The organism is Acidovorax sp. Leaf78, from assembly GCF_001422735.1.
Lineage (GTDB): Bacteria > Pseudomonadota > Gammaproteobacteria > Burkholderiales > Burkholderiaceae_C > Acidovorax.
Map to the genome: position 1 here is coordinate 474,843 of NZ_LMLZ01000020.1, position 20,201 is coordinate 495,043.

14 protein-coding genes and 2 pseudogenes are annotated in these 20,201 nt (G+C 68.4%); 7 read left to right on the top strand and 9 right to left on the bottom strand.

All coding sequences use genetic code 11. The annotated features are described in order from the left end of the window. Positions 1 to 88: 88 nt before the first annotated feature. From ASF16_RS13745 to ASF16_RS13760, 4 genes are all read right to left on the bottom strand, one after another. On the bottom strand, positions 89 to 1,261 hold the full coding sequence (locus tag ASF16_RS13745; protein WP_056167961.1) for an ABC transporter permease: 1,173 nt from the start codon (positions 1,259 to 1,261) through the stop codon (positions 89 to 91). 265 nt (positions 1,262 to 1,526) lie between these two features. Next, positions 1,527 to 2,693: an HlyD family secretion protein gene (locus tag ASF16_RS13750; RefSeq protein WP_235507370.1), complete on the bottom strand. Its 1,167-nt coding sequence runs from the start codon at positions 2,691 to 2,693 to the stop codon at positions 1,527 to 1,529. 8 nt (positions 2,694 to 2,701) lie between these two features. Further along, entirely contained in the window at positions 2,702 to 4,135 is a 1,434-nt protein-coding gene (locus tag ASF16_RS13755) for a TolC family protein (RefSeq protein WP_056167964.1), read from the bottom strand. A gap of 131 nt (positions 4,136 to 4,266) precedes the next feature. Continuing rightward, positions 4,267 to 5,088, bottom strand: coding sequence for a metal-dependent hydrolase (locus ASF16_RS13760; protein ID WP_056167966.1), 822 nt, complete (start codon positions 5,086 to 5,088; stop codon positions 4,267 to 4,269). A gap of 149 nt (positions 5,089 to 5,237) precedes the next feature. On the opposite strand from ASF16_RS13760, the gene ASF16_RS13765 reads away from it, so the two are divergent. Further along, entirely contained in the window at positions 5,238 to 5,858 is a 621-nt protein-coding gene (locus ASF16_RS13765) for a TetR/AcrR family transcriptional regulator (protein WP_056167970.1), read from the top strand. A gap of 78 nt (positions 5,859 to 5,936) precedes the next feature. On the opposite strand, the gene ASF16_RS13770 is transcribed toward ASF16_RS13765, so the two are convergent. The 3 genes from ASF16_RS13770 to ASF16_RS13780 form a co-directional block, all read right to left on the bottom strand. Beyond that, entirely contained in the window at positions 5,937 to 6,323 is a 387-nt protein-coding gene (locus tag ASF16_RS13770; RefSeq protein WP_056167973.1) for a VOC family protein, read from the bottom strand. Positions 6,324 to 6,480: 157 nt separating this feature from the next. Then, positions 6,481 to 8,853, bottom strand: a complete 2,373-nt coding sequence (locus ASF16_RS13775) for a DUF1631 family protein (protein ID WP_056169186.1) — start codon at positions 8,851 to 8,853, stop codon at positions 6,481 to 6,483. A 112-nt stretch (positions 8,854 to 8,965) separates the two neighbouring features. Continuing rightward, a complete protein-coding gene (locus ASF16_RS13780; RefSeq protein ID WP_056167976.1) occupies positions 8,966 to 11,047 on the bottom strand; it encodes a sodium-translocating pyrophosphatase in 2,082 nt (693 codons plus the stop codon). 262 nt (positions 11,048 to 11,309) lie between these two features. Between ASF16_RS13780 and ppa the strand changes: the two genes are divergently transcribed. The 4 genes and pseudogenes from ppa to ASF16_RS27150 all read left to right on the top strand — a co-directional run. Continuing rightward, positions 11,310 to 11,849 (top strand): inorganic diphosphatase, encoded by a 540-nt coding sequence (ppa, locus tag ASF16_RS13785; protein WP_056167978.1) that lies wholly within the window; start codon positions 11,310 to 11,312, stop codon positions 11,847 to 11,849. 323 nt (positions 11,850 to 12,172) lie between these two features. Then, positions 12,173 to 13,342 (top strand): esterase-like activity of phytase family protein, encoded by a 1,170-nt coding sequence (locus ASF16_RS13790; RefSeq protein ID WP_235507371.1) that lies wholly within the window; start codon positions 12,173 to 12,175, stop codon positions 13,340 to 13,342. A 241-nt stretch (positions 13,343 to 13,583) separates the two neighbouring features. Further along, positions 13,584 to 14,897, top strand: a 1,314-nt coding sequence (locus tag ASF16_RS13795; RefSeq protein WP_056169193.1) for a methyl-accepting chemotaxis protein, incomplete at its 3' end; no start/stop codon positions are given. 1 nt (position 14,898) lies between these two features. Continuing rightward, a pseudogene (locus tag ASF16_RS27150) lies at positions 14,899 to 15,562 on the top strand (methyl-accepting chemotaxis protein); the annotation flags it as partial. A 164-nt stretch (positions 15,563 to 15,726) separates the two neighbouring features. On the opposite strand, the gene ASF16_RS13805 reads toward ASF16_RS27150, so the two are convergent. Next, the gene (locus ASF16_RS13805) at positions 15,727 to 16,533 is read right to left on the bottom strand and encodes an alpha/beta fold hydrolase (RefSeq protein ID WP_056167984.1); all 807 of its coding nucleotides are present in this window, start codon (positions 16,531 to 16,533) and stop codon (positions 15,727 to 15,729) included. Between the two features lie 243 nt (positions 16,534 to 16,776). Here ASF16_RS13805 and ASF16_RS26805 point away from each other — a divergent pair. Together ASF16_RS26805 and ASF16_RS26810 are read left to right on the top strand one after the other, a co-directional pair. Then, the coding region (locus tag ASF16_RS26805) for a methyl-accepting chemotaxis protein (RefSeq protein ID WP_369817153.1) at positions 16,777 to 18,047 on the top strand (1,271 nt) is incomplete at its 3' end. Between the two features lies 1 nt (position 18,048). Next, a pseudogene (locus tag ASF16_RS26810) lies at positions 18,049 to 18,726 on the top strand (methyl-accepting chemotaxis protein); the annotation flags it as partial. A gap of 78 nt (positions 18,727 to 18,804) precedes the next feature. Here the strand turns inward: ASF16_RS26810 and ASF16_RS13815 are convergent. Continuing rightward, entirely contained in the window at positions 18,805 to 20,169 is a 1,365-nt protein-coding gene (locus ASF16_RS13815) for a GNAT family N-acetyltransferase (RefSeq protein ID WP_056169196.1), read from the bottom strand. Positions 20,170 to 20,201 lie beyond the last annotated feature (32 nt).

Sequence of the window (20,201 nt, forward strand, 5' to 3'; positions counted from 1 at the left end):
GAGGTGCACAGGCATTGCTCCCTCTCCCCCCGCGGGAGAGGGCGGGGGAGAGGGGGTTGCAGCCGCATGCCCGTCGCCGCACTTCATCTCACCGACCTCCCCACGTCTCGGGCCGCTGCACTGCGCGGTGCAACCCCGCCGTGCCCACCAGCCACAACACCAACGCGGCCACCAGCAGCGCCACCACGGTCGACACGCTGGTGGCCAGCGGCGCGCCCATCTGCAACTGCTCGATCTGCAGGCGGATGTAGTGTGTGAACGGCATTGCCTCGGCCCAGGCGCGGGCGCTGGCAGGCATGCCGGCCAGTGGAAACGCCACGCCGCTGAAAGCGAAGGCCGGTGCGGCAAAGAAACCCGCGCCCGACAGCGCCGTGCGCAGCGAGCGGCTGACCGCCGCCAATGCCGCGCCCGCAGCGAGCGACACGGCCATCAGCAGCGCCAGCGCGCCTGCCACCCACCACAGGCTGCCCGGCGGGTGCCAGCCCCGGCCCCAGGTGATGCCCACCAGCGCGAGCAGTCCCACCAGCGTGAGCAAAGCCCAGGGCAGCGCCAGCTTGCCGATCAACGCGCCTGCGGTGCTGAAGAATGGACCCCTGCCCAGCCATTCCCCCACGCTGCGGTCGCGCAGCTCGCGGCCCACGGCCCAGGCGCCGGCCGTCATGGCCAGGATGTGCAGCAGCGCGGGGATGAGCGCCGCGCCCAGAAACTGCTCGTAGTTGCTGGACACATTGAACAGCGCGACCATCTGCGTGTGGATGGGCTCCATGCTCACCCGCACGGCCCGGGCCGGTTCGCCGCGCTTGTTGCGCGCGGCCATCTCGATGCCGGCCGACAGCGTGCCCACCGCCGTGCGCACGTCGCGCTGCAGCAGGCCCGAGTGCGTGCCCATCTGCGCGTTGTGCAGCAGCGTGACCTGCGCAGCGCGGCCTTCCTTCACGGTGCGTGCAAAGTCGCGGGGAATGATCACCACGGCATACACGTCGATGCTGCGCAGCCCGCGCTCGGCCTCGGCCCCGTTGGTGTAGTGCTGGGTGATCTGCACGCCCGGCGTGGCGTCCAGCATGCGCACCAGTTGGCGCGACAGGCTGGAGTGGTCCTCGTCGACCACGCCCACGGCCAGGTGGCGCGGCAGCCCGGCTGAAAAGATCCACCACAGCAGCGCCACGCCCAGCAGCGGCACCCAGGTGACCATGGCCAGGTCCCAAGGGTCGGCCCAGAGGCGGCGGGCTTCGCGGCGAAAGCTGTTTACTATCGAATTCATAGCTGCTCGCGCTTGCTAGACAAGCGGTAGAGGCACTTTTTGATTGAATTCCCGCTGCTGGGCAGGGCTCGAGTCTGAGTCCGAGCCCGAGTCCCCATCGGAGTCCGACGAGCCGATGCGCAAAGCCGCACCCCGCCCCCGCCCGTTCGGGCTGAGCCCGTCGAAGCCAGGGCGCCAGTGCTGCGCAGTCTTGCGGCCCTCACGTGCCGAATGGCGCAGCGCAGCCACAGGGGGCTGAGGAAGCACATCGAAGCCACCACGCCCGTCACTGCACCAGCACCGTCATGCCGGGGCGCGCGCCTTCGATGGGGGCGGCAGGCCGGGCGCGCACTTCGAACGTGCGCACATCAAACCCCTGGCCCGCACGCGTGGCGCGCCAGGTGGCGAAGTCGGGCAGGGCGGCGGTGTGGTAGACCTTGAACTTCACGGTCTTGCTGCCGTCCTTGCCGTCTTTGCCGTCTTTGCCGCTCAAGGCTGGCAGTGTGGCGTCGAATTCCTGGCCGATGGCAAAGCGCTGCAGGCGGTCCTCGCGCACGTTCAGCACCACCCACTGGTCCTTCAGGTCCACCACCGTGACCACGGCCACGCCCTGGGGCGACAGCTCGCCGGTGCGCGCAAGCACCTTGGCCACTTCGCCGGCCACGGGGCTCTTGAGTTCGGTCTCGGCCTGCGCGGCCTGCACCTCGGCCACCACGCCGGCCACCTGGCGCGCCTGGGCGCTGGCGGCCGAGCGGTCTTCGGGGCGGGCGCCGGCGCGGGCCAGGTCGTACTGCGCCTTGGCGGCCAGCGCCTGGTCGCGCGATGCCTTGAAGTTGGCCTCGGCCTCGTCGCGCTTTTGCGCAGCCACCAGGCCCTCGCGTGCCAGGCCGTCCACGCGTTTGAAGGACGACTCGGCCAGCTCGGCAGCGGCTACGGCGCGCTGCCAGTTCAGACGGGCCATCTCCACCTCCTGCGGGCGGGCGCCGTGCTGGGCCTTGTCGGCCACGGCCTGGGCGGCCTCTTGCGCGGCGGTGGCCTGGGCCAGCTTGGCCTGCACCTCGGGGCTGTCCATGCGGATCAGCGGCGCGCCCACGGCGATCTTGTCGCCTTCCTTCACCAGGATCTGTGCAATGCGCGCGGTGACCTTGGGGGCGATGTCGGCCTCCTGCGCTTCCATCTGGCCCTGAAAGACCTCGGGCGCGGGCTGCGAGGCCTTCCACAGGCCGAAGCCCACGAAGCCCGCCACAGCCACCACGGCGACCGTGCCGATCACCGAGGCCTTCTTGCCGTTGCTTTTGTTGTGGGTGGGGCCGGACGTGTGGGCCGTGTGGGCCGCGGGGGCCTTTGTCGCATTGGTGGCGGAGCTGGCCGTGCTGGCGGTGGGGGGCGCGCCGGCGGGGCTGCGGGCGCCGGTGTCGGTCGGCTCGGAAGGGGTGTTCGTGTGGTTGCTCATGGGTGGGCTCACTCTACTTTCAGGGCGTCGGCGCGCGCCATGTATTTGCCAAAGTCTTCCGACAGGCCGCAGCTCTCCAGCAGGTCGGCCAGGGCCTTCACGTAGTCGTGGGCGGCCTGGGCGCGTTCGGTCTGGGCCTTGGCCTGGTTCACCTGCGCGTCGATCAGATCGAGCGTGGTGCTGGTGCCGGCCTTCAGGCCGGCAGCGCGCAGGCGCAGCACTTCGTCGGCCAGCTCCAGGCTGGGGGTCATGGCCAGGAACTGGCGGCGGGCCTGCTCCACGCCCAGCCAGCGCTTTTCCACCAGCAGGGCGATGTCGTTCTGCGCCTGTGCGCCGGTGCGCTCGGCCTGCGCGATCTGGCGGTTGGAGGATTCGGCCAGCGCGTTGCGGTCGATGGAGTCCCACAGCGTCCAGCGCACGCCCACGCCCGCCACCCAGTCGGCTTCCTTGCCGGTCTTGAGCTGGCGCTGGCCGAAGGCGAATACCTGGGGCTTGCGCAGCGCTTCCTGCGCGGCGTGCAGCTGCGTGGCCTGCTCCTTCTTGGCCGCCACCTTGGACAGGCCCGGGTGGCGCGCAAGCGCGGTGTCGATGAACTGCGGCAGCGGCGGCAGCGGCTCGCCCAGCACGAACAACGGGCTGGTGGGCGTGACGCGCTCGCTGGCCTTGAGCGTGCGGGTGAGGGCGGTGGCGGCCAGTTCGGCATCGTCGCGCGCCTTGCGGGCGTTGCGGCGGGCTTCTTCCAGGGCAGAGCGGGCCTGCAGGCGCTCGACGCGGGCGATCACGCCGGCGTCCAGCATCTTCTGGGCGGCTGCATCGTGCTGCTCGATGGTGGCCAGGGCCGCCTCGCGCAGCACGGCCGCGCGCTCGGCCAGCTGGGTGCCGAAGTAGCGCTGCACCAGCAGCGTGGTTGCCTCGTGGCCGGTCTTGGCGGCGTCGGCTTCGGCCTCGTGCGTCATCGCGTCCAGCAGGCCGCGTGCCGCGTTGCTGGCGCCGCCCATGTAGATGGGCCACACGGCCGAGACGGACGATGTGGTGTCCGTCTTGTGGCGGTTGAGCGTGTAGCTCGATGGCAGGTGCGGCAGTTGGGCCAACGGTGCGGCCAACTGCGGCGGCAACTGCGACAGCACGCCGGGCAGCACGCGGTTGAGCGGGTTCAGGTCCACGTCCAGGTTGGCGTTGTAGGCGTAGGCTGCGCCGGTCAGGTTGACCACCGGGCCGCCCAGGCGCTGCATCGCGTCGCGGCGCAACTGGGCGCTTTCGACGGCATTCTTGGATGCTGCGAGCTGGTCGGAGCGCTGGCCCAGTTGCTGCAGCGCGGTGTCGAAAGTCATGGGCTCTGCCTGCGCGGGCAGCGCGGCGAGTGCCAGCGGGGCGGTGGCGATCAGGCACAGCAAAGCTTCGCCTGCCCGGCGCGTGCGCCGGTGCGGTCGGGTAAGGGTCATGGTGTCAGCTCTTGGGGGTCAGGCCCGGCGTGGAGGGCGCAGGGCCGGTGGTGCATTGCCAGGCAGGTGGGTGGAGTTGTAGCAGCACAGGGCTTGCGGGCTAAAGGGGTGGTGCGCAGGGCAGGGCGGTGTCAGCGGGCACCCACGGGCGTGAAGGCATCGCTGTGCTCGGTCAGCCAGCGCTCGGAGAGGTCGCTGCCGTGCTGGCTGGGGTGGAAGTCGCGCCGCAGGTAGGCGCGCCAGGGCTTCCAGGTCTCGCGCACCAGGCCGCCGCGGCCCAGCAGGGTGCGTGCCGCGCTGGCCCAGGTGCGCCACTTCCACAGCGTGCCGTCCTGGCGCAGGTTGGCCACGGTCTGGCGCAGCGCATCGACCAGGAACACCACGGTGATGCGGCGAAACCAGGTGATGCGCCAGTCGTGGTTGCCGCCCAGCGCCTGGTACAGGTCGAACGCCGTGTTCCGGTGTTCGGACTCTTCGGCGCAGTGCCACTGCCACATGGTGGCAAGGCGCCGCTCTGCGCCCTCCAGCATCTCGGGGTGGGCCAGCAGCCATTCGGCCAGCAGTGCGGTGAAGTGCTCGTTGGCGGCGGTGACGGCCAGCGGGTGGCGCGGGTCGGCGCCTTCAAAGAGCTTCATGCGCTCTTGCGCGCGCGGTGCCCAGGCGTTGACGAGGCCCTGCTTTTCAAGGTGGCCGTTGAACAGCGCATGGATGCGGCGGTGGGTGGCCTCCTGGCCGATGAAGCCGCGCACCTCGTCGGCAAAGCGGGCCTGCAGGTCCGGCGGCAGCGCCTTGTGGCCGCCCTTCACCGAGTCGATGAAGAACTGCTCGCCCACCGGAAAGCTCATCGACAGCGCATTGAAGAAGGCCGAGCGGAACGCGTCGCCGCCGCACCAGTGGCGCGCAAACGGCGTTTCAAGATCGATCAGCAGGCGGCGGACAACAAGCTCGGTCATGGACAATACTCCCTGGATATCCCGGCGAGGCGGTGTGGTACTGATGTGTACCAGTGATTCGCATCATGCCTTCCGGGTGTGGTACTGTCAAGTACCGGTCCATGCCGCCCCCCATTTCCGCTTTCAGGACTTCTGCCGCCGCAGTACGCATGACGCCCCTTGACGCCCCGGCCTCCGCCCCGCTCGCCACCCCCGCCCCGGAACCCCGCGCCCGCCTGCTCGAAGGCATGGCCCGCGCGGTCGCATCCAAGGGCTACGCCGACACCACCATCGCCGACATCGTGCGCGAGGCCAGCGTGTCGCGCCGCACCTTTTATGAACACTTTGCCGACAAGGCCGAGTGCCTGATCGCGCTGTACGAGCTGGCCAGCGGCAACGCGATCGGCGTGCTGCGTGCCGCCATCGACCCGCACAGCGACTGGCAGGCGCAGGTGGAGCAGGCCATGGGCGCGTACTTCGGCGTGCTGATGCGCAACCCGGTGCTGCTGCGCACGCTGTTCATCGAGATCCTGGGCCTGGGCGCACCGGGCCTGGCCGCGCGGCGGCGCGCCAACCAGCAACTGGCCGACCTGATGCTGGACGTGGTGAACAACCGCACCGGCGAGCGCCTGCGCAAGACGCCGCTGCAGCCCACCATGGCGATGGCGGTGGTGGGCGGCATCAACGAAATGGTGCTGCAGTCCATCGAGCAAGGGCGCGCCGGCGAACTGCAGGAGCTGGTGGCCCCCGCGGCCGCGCTGCTGCGGGCGGCGGTGTTTGTGGAGTTCTAAGCCGCTCTGCGAGGCACGGAATCGTTGGCCCGCCGGTGAAGGGCCGTTGCCATTACGGAGCGTCTTCCCGCTGCGCCTTCAGACCTCGTTGGCGATCTCGATCAGATTCTCGTCCGGGTCGTAGATGTAGACCGAGCGAAGCCGTTGGCGCGCCCCCGTGGCTCCCACCGGCCCCTGTACCACCGCGATGCCCTGCGCCTGCAGGTGTGCCAGTACATCCTCGATGGGCGTGAGGGTGATGAAGCAAAGGTCGCCCGAGCCTGCGGTGGCGTGGCGCACATTGGGGTCCACCACCGTGCCCACTTCGTGCAGATTGATCTTCTGGTCGCCGAAGTGCAGCGCGTGGCGCCCGGGCTTGAACTCGCGCGCGGCCATGCCCAGGACGCGTTCGTAGAACGCAATGGTCGCCGGGATGCTGGCGACGGTCAGGACCAGATGGTCCAGGGATTGCACGGTGATGGGCATGGGGCTCCTGGAAGCGGTGGTTCAATGGTGCCAGGCCAGCGGAAGGCCCGCGTGCGGATGCGGGCCGAGGCCCGGAGACAGTGCCTGGATGCCGCTGGTGCAAAGCCGGGGCAGCCTGGGGTGGCCAGCCGGCATCAACCCCCCAGGCACGGCGCAGTCACAGCCTGCTCTCCACGCTGTTGCGCATGGCCGCCTGCGCCACGGCATCGAGCGCGCCGTCCACCACCGTCTGCTGCGCCAGCACGTGCATGGCGCCTTGCTGGATGAGCCGGTCCACCAGCCGCAAGGTCATGGACTGGGTGCGGCCGGACGCGCTGGTGAAGAGGAAGAAGGTGCCGTTGGAGCCGATCCACGACAGCTGCGTGCGCTCCCAGCGGCCGGCCACCAGCAGGTTCACCCAACTGCCGACGGCCAGCGCCGGCGTGCCGGGCTCGCCTTCTGCAGGGGCTGCCAACGCAGGCAACGGGCTCTCGGACTCGGGTGCCTGCGAGGCCTCCATGAAGCCCGATTCCTTGGCCTCGGAGGGAGCCACCCAGGGCTCGTCGTCTTCGTCCGGGGCGGGTGGTGGCGGCGGCGCAGGCGCTGCCGACACTGCGGCCGGCGTGCCGGCTGGCGCCGCCGTGCGGGGCGTGGCGGGCCGTGGGCCCGGCTTGAAAGCCTGCTGGTGCAGCTGCATCAGCAGCTCGAAGACGGCCTCGGTGCGGTCCGGCGGATAGTCGATGGAGGCCAGGCCTTCGCGCAGCTTGGGCAGCAGCTTGGGCAGCAGGCGCGCCAGGCGGCCGGTGTTCATGCGCGTCAGCTCGGGCTGGGCGCTCCAGATGAGGGCCTCCACCAGTTCCTGGTAGCGGCCCGGGTCGGTGCTGCCGCTCGTGTCGGTCAGGCGCGCCTGGGCCACGACCTTGGCCCACGGGCCCAGCAGAAAGCGCAGGATGGGGTCGGGCACCTTGTCGATGTCGGGCAGCAGCCAGATGTCGCGCGACACCTTGGCGGCCAGCAGGTGGCGCTGCTCGGCGTGCTGCAGGGCCTCGATGGCGCGCTGGCGTTCCTGCTTGCGCGCCTTTTCGCTCTCGGCCCATTTGGCGTGCAACTGCTGCAGCACCTGCTCGAAGTCGTCGGGCCCTTCGATGGTGGCGGTGGACAGCGGGCCTGCGATGTTCATGAGCGACCGCATGAAGCTCTGAAAGCCCGCCGCCTCGACGCTGTCAAACGCCTGGCTGCGGTCGGTGATGTCCTGCAGCAGGCGGCGCGCGGGGTGCTCCTTGTGGCTGAAAAAGCGCGGGTCGGCGAGCGCCAGTTGCAGCAGGGCCGGCTCCATCGCCCGCACGAACTGCTGCACGGGCCACAGCAGCCGGGCGTCGCGGGCGATGTTGTCCACCATCAGCGCCACCACCTCCATGCTCAGCGTCTGGCCCAGGCCGCTGGCATGCTGGCGCGCGGCCGCGGCAGGGGGGCTGTCCACGCCGCTGGCAGCGGGCGCGCGCGGGGTGCCCAGGCGCTCCATCATCTGGCCGACCTGGTTCATCTCCTGCAGCGCCTCGAAGGCGGCAGGCACCGTCATGGCGAAATCCGTGGCGGGCGGGTCCACGCGGGGCAGCGGGTCCAGCCCGTCGAACTCCCGCGCAAAGCGCTCGGCGAAGTCCTCCTGCACCTCGCCAAGGGCGCTGGACCCCGGCGCGGGCGCCGGTGCCACGGGCTCGTTCAGTTCGCCCAGCAGCAGGCGGCGCAGCCGGTCGAGCGTGAGCAGGGAGTCGGCGGGCACCGACGCCGCGGTGGCGAATTCGTTGTCGGCGGCAAAGCCCTGCGCGGCACCGGCCCCGGCGGGCGCGGCATACACCACCTGGCCGTCGGCCTGCCGCCTGGCATAGCCCACGGGCTGCACGCCGGTGTGCCTGAGCTTGTCGGTCTGCGCCAGGTACAGCGCGCGCAGCTCACTGCCCAGCGCCTGGGCCATCGGGCCGATCCAGTCGTGGCGCACCTGGTCGGAGACCTGCATCTGCGACACCACGGCTTGCAGTGCCTGCAGGAAGACGTCGGGGCGCAAGGGGTTCTGGTCGGGCTGCACGCTGGGCAGCCCCTGGGCTGCGCACACCAGCGCGTCCAGGTCGGCCAGGGGCCCGTCCACCGCGGAGATCAGGATCTGCCGCGCGCGGGCGCGCTCCACGCTGTCGCTGATCTGCGATTCGTCCATGAGTTCGAGCTCGTCGAAGTGCACGGTGAACAGCGAACGGGTGGTTTTCTCGGCGCTGCGGCTGGAGGATTGCTCGATGGACTTGCGCAGCGCCTCGGGGTAGCGGTCGCTCATCACGTTGGCCAGCCGCGTGATCTGTTGCCGCGCCTCGTGCATGGCCTGGTGCTCCCCCGCGGTGCGCACCGCGTCCTGGCGCGCCTGCAGCGTCATGCGGGCGGCTTCGGCCACGCGTTCCATCAGATACCTGGAGTCCGCCACCACGCCGGGAAAGAGGCTCTGGTACGCCGCGCTGCGGTCGTCAGAGGGGTGCAAGGCCGGTGTGGTGGTGCTGTTCAAGGCCATCTTCTGGGGGGTGAAGGGATCCGTAGCCGCCATGGTAAGCGGCAAAAAGGGGGCCGCGGCCCCCTGGTTGCATTTTTAGCGGCGGGCGGGCCGGGCCCGTCCCCGCGTTCGCTCACCCCCCGTGAAACTTCACCACCAGCGGCACGATCAGCAGCGCCACGATGTTGATGATCTTGATCAGCGGGTTGATGGCCGGGCCGGCCGTGTCCTTGTAGGGGTCGCCCACGGTGTCGCCGGTCACGGCCGCCTTGTGGGCCTCGCTGCCCTTGCCGCCGTGGTGGCCGTCCTCGATGTACTTCTTGGCGTTGTCCCAGGCGCCGCCGCCGGTGCACATGCTGATGGCGACGAACAGGCCGGTGACGATGGTGCCCATCAGCAGGCCGCCCAGTGCCTTGGGCCCCAGGGCCAGGCCCACCACGATGGGCACCACCACGGGCAGCAGGCTGGGGATCACCATCTCCTTGATGGCGGCGGTGGTCAGCATGTCCACGGCCTTGCCGTATTCGGGCTTGGCCGTGCCTTCCATGATGCCGGGGATGTCGCGGAACTGGCGGCGCACCTCCACCACCACGGCGCCTGCGGCGCGGCCCACGGCCTCCATGGCCATCGCGCCGAAGAGGTAGGGGATCAGCCCGCCGATGAACAGGCCCACGATGACCAGCGGGTCCGACAGGTCGAACGTGATGGCGCGGCCGTAGCTCTCGAGCTTGTGCGTGTAGTCGGCAAACAGCACCAGCGCGGCCAGGCCGGCCGAGCCGATGGCGTAGCCCTTGGTCACCGCCTTGGTGGTGTTGCCGACGGCGTCGAGCGGGTCGGTGATGTCGCGCACGCTGCTGGGCAACTCGGCCATCTCGGCAATGCCGCCGGCGTTGTCGGTGATGGGGCCGTAGGCGTCCAGCGCCACCACGATGCCCGCCATGGACAGCATGGACATGGCCGCCACCGCAATGCCGTACAGGCCCGCCAGCTGGTAGGCCGCCAGGATGGCCAGGCACACGAAGATCACCGGCCAGGCGGTGGAGCGCATCGACACGCCCAGGCCCGCGATGATGTTGGTGCCGTGCCCCGTGGTGGAGGCCTGCGCGATGTGCTGCACGGGCGAGTACTGCGTGCCGGTGTAGAACTCGGTGATCCACACCAGCGCGGCCGTCAGCACCAGGCCGGTGGCGCAGGCGCCGAACAGGCGCATCTGGCTGCCGCTGGCCATGATGGCGTTGTCCGGCATGATCCACACCGTGACGAAGTAGAAGGCGATGAGCGACAGCACGCCCGCGATCGCCAGGCCCTTGTACAGCGCGGGCATCACGTTCTTCATGCCGGGCGAGGCCTTGACGAAGAAGCAGCCGATGATCGACGCCACGATGGACACGGCGCCCAGCGCCAGCGGGTACACCACGGCGTTGACCGGGGCTGCCGCCACCAGCAGCGCGCCCAGCACCATGGTGGCGATCAGCGTCACCGCATAGGTCTCGAACAGGTCGGCCGCCATGCCGGCGCAGTCGCCCACGTTGTCGCCCACGTTGTCGGCGATCACCGCGGGGTTGCGCGGGTCGTCTTCAGGGATGCCGGCCTCCACCTTGCCCACCAGGTCGGCGCCCACGTCGGCGCCCTTGGTGAAAATGCCGCCACCGAGCCGCGCAAAGATGGAAATCAGCGATGAGCCGAACGCAAACCCGATCAGCGGGTTGAGCAGCGTGGCCAGGCTGGCGGTGGGCGTGAGGTTGCCGTTGCCCACCAAAAACCAGTAAAAGCCCGTGACGCCCAGCAGCCCCAGGCCCACCACCAGCATGCCGGTGATCGCCCCGCCGCGAAACGCCACGTCGAGCGCCGGGCCGATGCCGTGCGTGGCGGCCTGCGCCGTGCGCACGTTGGCCTTGACCGACACGTTCATGCCGATGAATCCGCAGGCGCCCGAGAGCACCGCGCCCACCACGAAGCCGATGGCCGTGGTGCCGTCCAGGAAGATGCCGATGAGCACGGCCAGCACCACGCCGACGATGGCGATGGTCTTGTACTGGCGGGCGAGGTAGGCGGCGGCGCCCGCCTGGATGGCGGCGGCGATCTCCTGCATGCGGGCATTGCCCGGGTCCTTGGCGAGGATCCATCCCCGCGCCCAGATGCCGTAGGCCACCGCAATCAATCCGCAAACCAGAGCCAGTATCAGGGGGGCAGTCAGCGCTGTAGTTCCAGCCATTGGTCGCTCCTTTCAATCTTTTCAGTTGCACGGAAGGAAACATCACAACGCAGGTCGGTGGTGCTTCCGCTGCGTTGCTTCCTCGTGCTACCGGGCCCGCCAGGGGGCAAGGAGTCGATTGGCCAACAGGCCCAATTTACAGGCAAACGCGGGTTTGCAAGCGGGCAGAAAGGGGCGTGCCCCTAAAATCAGGGTTAATCCCGACGCTGCGCGACTTGCCGCACGCATCGCGGGTTACGTTCAGCAACCACCATTCAAAGACATGTCCCTCAACAAAGTCACCCCCGGCAAGAACATCCCTGAAGCCTTCAACGTCGTCATCGAAATCCCGATGAACGCCGACCCGATCAAGTACGAAGTGGACAAGGAATCCGGCGCGATCTTCGTGGACCGTTTCATGACCACGGCCATGCACTACCCCACCAACTACGGCTACGTGCCGCAGACGCTGTCGGGCGACGGCGACCCGGTGGACGTGCTGGTGATCACGCCGTACCCGCTGCACTCCGGCGTGGTGGTGCCCTGCCGCCCCCTGGGCATCCTGATGATGGAAGACGAGGCCGGTGTCGATGGCAAGGTCATCGCCGTGCCCACGTCCAAGATCCTGCCCATGTACGACCACTGGAAGACCATCGACGACGTGAACGCCATGCGCCGCAACGCTATCGCCCACTTCTTCGAGCACTACAAGGACCTGGAAAAGGGCAAGTGGGTCAAGGTGCTGGGCTGGGAAGGCATCGACTCCGCCAAGAAGGAAGTCACCGACGGCATCGCGGCCTACCAGAAGGCCAACAACGCCTGATGGCCCAGCCTGGCCTGCCGGGCCAGGTGTGAGAAGAATTTGCCGCTGGCGCTTTATGGACAAGCGCCGGCAGCTATGAAAAAAGAAGCAATTGAAGAAAGCGCACAGGTTCCGGGCCTGTGCGCTTTTTTCATGGCCGGGCGCCGCCCGCCGTGGCCTGCGCTGTGCCGCGACCGTTCTCCGAATATCTGCCGAACATCCCCCGCCGCTGTCATGCACCCGCAACACGGGCGCCCTAGGCTCGGGCGCTTTCGTGGGTCTTTGATTCACTTCTTCCTTCATCCATCTATTCAACAGGCCCGGCAGGGCAGGGAGCGGCAGCAATGGCAATGGCAGTGGCACTGGTGCATTCATGGCGGCGCATGGCCGTGGGCGTGGCAACCGCGGTGGCAATGGCCGCCGCACTGGCAGGCTGTGGCGGCAGCGATGACGATGGCCGCGCGCAGCCCATTGCGTCGCTGCGGCTGCTGGGCAGCACGTCGCTGCCCACCGGCACGATGTTCGAGGGCGTCGAGTTCGGCGGCATCTCGGGCCTGGACCGCGCGGCGGACGGCAGCTACTGGGCCATCTCCGACGACCGGGGCGGCGAGCGGGGCACGCCGCGCTTTTACAACCTCGGCATCGACTACGACGCCGGCGGCAGCGTCAAGGTCAGGATCAACCGCCAGACGAACATGCTGCGCGAGGACGGCACCCCGTTCCCGGCCACCGCCCGCACGGTGGACCCCGAAGCCATCCGCACCGCGCCGGACGGCAGCCTGTACTGGGCCTCGGAAGGCAACTGGAGCGCCACGGCCGCCAGCCGCTTTCAGCCCTTCGTGCGGCAGATGACGCGCGAAGGCCGCTTCGTGCGCGAGTTCTCGCTGCCCGCCATGTACCAATACGTGGACAACGCCACCGATGGCGCGCGCAGCAACAAGGTGTTCGAGGCCCTGGCCGTGGCGCCGGACGGCACCGTGTACGCGGCCAACGAGGACGCGCTGATCCAGGACGGCCCCCTCACCAGCCTGCAGGGCGGCAGCGTGGTGCGCGTGACGGCGCTCGACCCCGCCACCGGCAAGGCCAAGGGGCAGTACGCCTACCCGTTGCCCAGGATTCCGGTGGACGCCGCGCCGGGCGCGCCGTTCGGGCCCGACAACGGCCTGTCGGACATGCTGGCCGTGGGCAACGGCCAGTTCATCGCGGTGGAGCGCGCCTTTGCCTCGGGCGTGGGCAACACCATCCGCCTGGTGTGGACCGAGATCACCAGCGCCACCACCGACGTGATCGGCACCGCGCGCCTGGCGGGCGCCACCTACATCCCCATGACGCGCCGGGTGCTGCTGGAGATGCCGCTCACCTGGCAGGGTGTGAAGCTGGACAACATCGAGGCCATCACCTGGGGCCACACGCTGCCCAACGGCCACCGCACCCTGGTGCTGGCGGCGGACAACAACTTCACTGCAGACACGCAGGCCAACCAGTTCATCGTGCTGGAGGTGGTGCCGCAGTAGCGCAGCAAACTGCGCCCGCCGCCTGCTGTGAGCCAATGAGGCTGCACCGCTGGTCTACAGGGCGCCAGGTGCTATCAAAATTGGAGCTTTCGACACTGCAAGCGATCCCTGCCGCAGGACGGTTGGTTGCGCAAACCGTGGAAACACCTGAGAGGAAATGCTGCGTCTCGCTGATAGACTGAGACAGCATTTTGTTACATATGGCGGGCGCATCGCGGCACCGCTGTCTGAAGGGTGATTCATGAAAGTTTCCGATCTGCGTATCGGTGTCAAGCTGGGATTGGGGTTTCTGGTGCTGGTGCTGCTGACGGCTTTGCTCGGCGCCATTGCGCTGGTGCAGATGTCGCGCATTCACGCCAATGCCGAAGCGATCGCCACCAACCTGCTGCCCAGCGTCACGCAGACTGGCGAGCTGCGTGTGTTGCTCAACCGCATGCGGCGGGCCGAGGCGGGCGTGGTCACTGCGCGCAACGTGGCCGAGGTCAAGGCGTTCTCCGAACAGGTGGCCGCGCGCCACAAGGACCTGGACCGTGTCGAAGCCACGTACGAAGCCTTGATCGACATCCCCAGGGAGCGCGAGGTCTATGCCGACTACAAGAAGCGCAAGCTCGCGTACGTCGAGCTGCAGGCCAAGCTGATGGACATCGCCAAGAGCGTGGACTTCAGCACCACCGAGACGCTGGAGCTCACCGGCGACGCCATGGCCATGCTGTACGCCGGCGAGTCCGAGGCGGCTTTCGTCGCCACGGCGGAGACGCTGGGCGAGCTGCAGAAAATCAACACCGAGGCCGCGCAGCAGGCAGAGGTCGATGCGCTGCAGGTCTTCAACCTGGCCCGCATCTGGGTGCTGGCCACGCTGGCGGTGTGCGTGGTGCTGGCCGCGGTGCTGGGTATCGGCATCACCCGCGCGGTGACGCGCCCCGCGCACCACGCGGTGCAGGCCGCCCGCGCCATCGCTGGGGGCGACCTGACGTCCGAAGTACCGCCCGGCGGCAAGGATGAAATGGGCCAGTTGCTGTCGGCGCTGGGCGAGATGCGGCAAAGCCTGGTGAACACCGTGAGCACGGTGCGCGGCAGCGCAGAAGGCGTGGCGTCGGCCAGCTCGCAGATCGCCTCGGGCAACAACGACCTGTCGGCGCGCACGGAGCAGCAGGCGTCGGCACTGGAAGAAACCGCAGCGTCGATGGAAGAGCTGGGCTCCACCGTGCGCCAGAACGCAGACAACGCGCGCCAGGCCAACCAGCTGGCGATGAGCGCGTCCACCGTGGCCGTGCAGGGCGGGGACGTGGTGGCCGAAGTGGTGGAGACCATGAAAGGCATCAACGACAGCAGCAAGAAGATCGCGGACATCATCAGCGTGATCGACGGCATCGCCTTCCAGACCAACATCCTGGCGCTGAACGCGGCGGTGGAAGCGGCCCGCGCCGGAGAGCAGGGCCGGGGCTTTGCGGTGGTGGCCGGTGAAGTGCGCAGCCTGGCCGGCCGCAGTGCCGAAGCCGCCAAGGAAATCAAGGCCCTGATCAATGCGAGCGTGGAGCGCGTGGAACAAGGCACGNCGTGGTGGCCGGTGAAGTGCGCAGCCTGGCCGGCCGCAGTGCCGAAGCCGCCAAGGAAATCAAGGCCCTGATCAATGCGAGCGTGGAGCGCGTGGAACAAGGCACGGCCCTGGTGGACAAGGCCGGGGCCACGATGACCGAAGTGGTCAGCTCCATCCGCCGGGTGACGGACATCATGGGAGAGATCAGCGCGGCCAGCAGCGAGCAAAGCGCGGGCGTGGGCCAGGTGGGCGAAGCCGTCACGCAGATGGACCAGGCCACGCAGCAGAACGCGGCCTTGGTGGAAGAAATGGCGGCGGCGGCCAGCGCGCTGAACGCCCAGGCGGGCGAACTGGTGAACGCGGTGGCGGTGTTCAAGCTGGAGGCGGGGGCAGAGCAGCGCGGCGCGGCGCCGCCATCGACATCTACAGCGCGCCACTACACCGTTGCGCCACCCGTGCCCGCACCCGCGGCGCGCAAGGCGGTGTCGACTTCGGCGCCGCAGCTGGCCGCACGCAGCAGTACTTCAGCCAAGCCCGCAGGCACCGCATCTGCGAGCAAGGCACCTGCAGCCAGCCTGCCCGCGCCCAAGCCCGTGGCGACACCGACTGCCAAGCCAGCGGCAGCACCGGCCAAGGCACCCGCACCGGCCGCGGGTGGGGATGATGACTGGGAGAGCTTCTGAGCAAAGGTCATCCCGGATATTCAAAGAAAAATGGCCGCTACCGCTTGTTGGATAAGGGGTAGTCGCTATAAAAAAAGAAGCACGCGAGAGAAGGATTCTCCGCGTGCTTTTTGCGTTTCAGGCACTGAGGGTGGCGATGGGGGCCATGCTGCCAGGCCCGGGCCTCACCGCTCGGGGTCGGGGTAGACCAACTGCAGACCCGGCAGGGTGGGCCGCTGGAACTTTTGCCACGCAGCGCCTTGCGGCTGTGCCAGGCGGTCGGCCACGGCCCACCAGGCGCTGGGGTTCAGGCCAATGCCGAAGTGGCTGGCCACCACCTCGATATTCTCGGTGTCCGGGTTGTGCGCCGCGGGCGCCTGGATGCTGCCGCGCCAGGCCACCACGCCGTCACTGCGCGAATAGATGCTGGTGGTGGGCACCGGGGGCGCCTCGGGCAGGTTGTAGTTGGCGGTCTCGCGCTCGATGCTGCGTCCGCTCGCGAACTGGTAGATGCGCCACGCATTGGTCGATGTGTGGTGCCCTGCAAACGGCGTGCCCAGCGTGATCACGCAGCGCACCCGGTCCGGCATTTCCTTGGCCAGCTCGCGGGCGTACACGCCGCCCAGGCTCCAGCCCACCAGGCTGACCTTGCGCCCGCTGGCGTCGCTGGCCGCCTGCAACTGGCGCTTGGCGTTGTCCAGCACACCTTCGCGGGGCCCCAGGTTGAGGCCCTGGCCCCAGCCCTGCGTGGCGTAGTTGCGTGAATCGAGGTAGCGGCGCAGCGGGATGGTGGTGGCGTCGCCCGCGGTGAGCCCAGGGAACACGATGACCGTGTGGCCGTCGCCCCGCGGAGCCCGCTGCAGCACGGGCCAGGCGGGCAGCACCGCGCCAAACTCCCACGGCGCGCGCAGCTCCAGGGCCAGCAAACGCAGCCCGGGCGGCGGCATGTGGGCGGGGTCGCCGGTCTCGGTTTTCTTGCTGAAAAATGGCATCGGGTCGTGCTTCCAGACGGGTTGGTGCGTCGGGTGGGTGGGGTGTCTGGTGACGGTAGCATTTTTTTGCGCCCACACGCCCTGCGCGCGTGGAGCCAGCTCTCCAAACTGCACACCCGCCAGGGGTGCGCCAGCGAGACATGGTCAGTCAGTTATGCCAAAAAGTGCTGGCTGATGGGCCTTTGCGGCTATATGGTGTGCAGTCAACGATCAATCCGTGCTTTCACTGAGGAGTCGCAAAAGATGCACCGTCTGAACATTTCCACCCGCCTTGCGGCCGCCTTTGCCGCCATGGTGCTGCTGCTCGTCATCCTGGGGGGAGTGGCGTTGGCGCATTCGGCCAGCCAGCGCGCGTCGCTCAACGACATCGTCACCATGCGCATCCCCATCACCAAGACCATGGGCACGCTGGCCGATGGGGTGAATGTGCAGGCCATCCAGTTCCGCAACCTGGCGCTGTTCACGTCCGAAGACATCATCAAGCAGTCGCTCGAGCGCGTGGCCGCAGCGCGGGCGTCGATTGCCAAAGAAATGCCGGTCATCGTCAGCCTGATCCGGTCCGACAAAGGCAAGGAGATCCTGGCGCGCATGCAGCAAAACCGCAGCAGCTTTCTGGCGCTGGGCGACGAGTACATCGGCCTGATCCAAAAGGGGCAAAAGGACGAGGCCCTGAAGCTGCTCGAAGAACGCCTGCGCCCCACCCAGCGGGCTTACCAGGCCACCATCCAGGAGCAGGTCGACTTCCAGGCCCAGGTCACCGCCGATGCGGGCGAGCGGGCCGAAGCCGCCGCCAGTGCACTGCAGCGCGACGTGCTCATCGCAGGGGCTGCAGCCATTGCGCTGGCGATCTTTCTGGCCATCACCATCATCCGCTCCATCACCCGCCCGCTGGCCCGGGCGGTGGAAGCCGCCGACCGCGTGGCCAGCGGCGACCTGAGCGGCCACATCCACGTGCAGTCGAAGGATGAAACCGGCCAATTGCTCGGCGCGCTGCAGCGCATGCAGCAAAGCCTGGTGACCACCGTGAGCACCGTGCGCGGCAATGCAGAAGGGGTGGCATCGGCCAGCTCGCAAATCGCCTCGGGCAACAACGACCTGTCGGCGCGCACCGAGCAGCAGGCGTCGGCCCTGGAGGAGACGGCAGCGTCGATGGAAGAACTGGGCTCCACCGTGCGCCAGAACGCAGACAACGCGCGCCAGGCCAACCAGCTGGCGATGAGCGCATCCACCGTGGCCGTGCAGGGCGGCGACGTGGTGGCCGAAGTGGTCGAGACCATGAAAGGCATCAACGACAGCAGCAAGAAGATCGCGGACATCATCAGCGTGATCGACGGCATTGCTTTCCAGACCAACATCCTGGCGCTGAACGCTGCTGTGGAAGCAGCCCGGGCCGGCGAGCAAGGCCGTGGCTTTGCCGTGGTGGCCGGTGAAGTGCGCAGCCTGGCCGGCCGCAGTGCCGAAGCCGCCAAGGAAATCAAGGCCCTGATCAATGCGAGCGTGGAGCGCGTGGAACANGTGGTGGCCGGTGAAGTGCGCAGCCTGGCCGGCCGCAGTGCCGAAGCCGCCAAGGAAATCAAGGCCCTGATCAATGCGAGCGTGGAGCGCGTGGAACAAGGCACTGCATTGGTGGACAAGGCCGGAGCCACCATGACCGAAGTGGTCAGCTCCATCCGCCGGGTGACCGACATCATGGGCGAAATCAGTGCGGCCAGCAGCGAGCAAAGTGCAGGCGTGGGCCAGGTGGGCGAAGCCGTCACGCAGATGGACCAGGCCACGCAGCAGAACGCGGCGCTGGTGGAAGAAATGGCGGCGGCGGCCAGCGCGCTGAACGCCCAGGCGGGCGAACTGGTGAACGCGGTGGCGGTGTTCAAGCTGGAGGCGGGAGTGCAACAGCGCAGCGCAGCCTCACCATCGAAGCCGGCACCACCTGCGCGCCATTACACCGCTGCGCCCCCAGCTGCGCGCAAGGCCCTGTCGACCCCGGCGCCCCACCTGGCTGCACACAGCGCCAGCAGGTCCGCCACGCCCGCAGGCGCCGCACCTGTGAGCAAGGCGCCTGCAGCCAGCCTGCCCGCGCCCAAGTCCGTGGCAAAACCGACTGCCAAGCCAGCGGCAGCACCGGCCAAGGCACCCGCCATGGCCAGGGCACCCGCACCGGCCGCTGGTGGGGATGATGACTGGGAGAGCTTCTGAGGCGGTAAGCCGTCAGCGAAAACGCATCACGTCACGATGTAGTTGCCAGGCGGCGCCAAGCGCTTTGCGGGTTGCTGTTCAACCGTTCGGCTCTGCGGCGGCCCGGCCTGGGGCGCTGCCGCTCTCTGCGGGGTGTCGAAACGGGCTACGTTCCTGCAGGTCATTTAAGTAGCCCCGGATTCCTTCAGTCTCCCGCTCCAGGAACCGCTCCACCGCCTCGGCGAATGCCGGGTGTGCCAGCCAGTGTGCGCTGGTGGCTTGAACTGGGAGTAGAGCGCGGGCCATTTTGTGTTCGCCCTGTGCACCACCTTCAAATCGCTGCACGCCGTGCTCGATGCACCACTGCAGTGGCTGGTAGTAGCAGGCCTCGAAGTGCAGGCAGTCCACTCGCTCCAGGGCACCCCAGTACCGGCCGTAGGCTGCGATGGGTGTTGTGTTTTCAGACTCGCTGGGTGCGCTACCGCTGGATGGGTGGTCGCTGATAGCTATCAAACTGCTAGCAATCGGATGTCCGTCGCGTTCGGCGATGAACAGCAACCACGCTTGCGGCAAGTGTGCTGCCATGCGGGCAAAAAAGTCGCGGGTGAGGTAGGGCGGGTTGCCATGTTCGAGGTAGGTGCGCTCGTAGCAGCGGTAGAAAAAGTCCCAGTCCGCCGCGCTGATGTCGGTGCCGCGCGCCCAGCGAAAGCGCACTCCCGCATCGGCCACGCGGCGGCGCTCCTGGCGGATCTTCTTGCGCTTGTCCTGGGTCAGGCTGGCCAGGAAGTCGTCGAAACTGTGGAACGGCCGGCCGCCGCTGTGCTGCGCAGGGGGCGCTGCGTGGGTGGCAAGTGGCACCGTTGCAATGGGCGCTGCTTGCGACCCGGCATGGGGCGTGGCGGGACCGGCATCGCTGTTGGCCGGAGCCGTGTTCGTCCAGTGGAACTGCACGGTGCGGCGCAGCATCAGCTCCTGCTCGGCGCTGGCTTCGATGTCCGCATCGCTCGCAAAGAGCATGTGCACCGACGACACGTTTTCTTCATCGCACCACTGGCACACCGCCTGCAGCAGCAGCGCCCGGGTCTCGTCGTCGCGTGCCAGCAGGCGGCTGCCCGGCACCGGGGTGAAGGGCACGGCGATCACGGCCTTGGGGTAGTAGGGCACGCCGTGCTGCTCGTAGGCGCTGGCCCAGGCCCAGTCGAAGACGTATTCACCGTACGAGTGGTTCTTGAGGTACAGCGGGCAGGCGGCCACCAGGGTGTCGCCGTCCCACAGCGTCATGAAGCGCGGCGCCCAGCCGGTGCGGGGCGTGGCGCTGCCGCTCTCGTGCAGTGCGGCCAGGTACTCATGCCGCAGGAAGGGCGTGGGGTGGCTCTGGCGCGCGAGCAGGGCATTCCAGGCGGCTGCGTCCACATCGAGCGGGGACGCGAGGACGCGGGCGATAATGGCAGCTTCCTTAGCCATGCGCTCTCCCGTGCCGCCCACTGCGGTGCGGG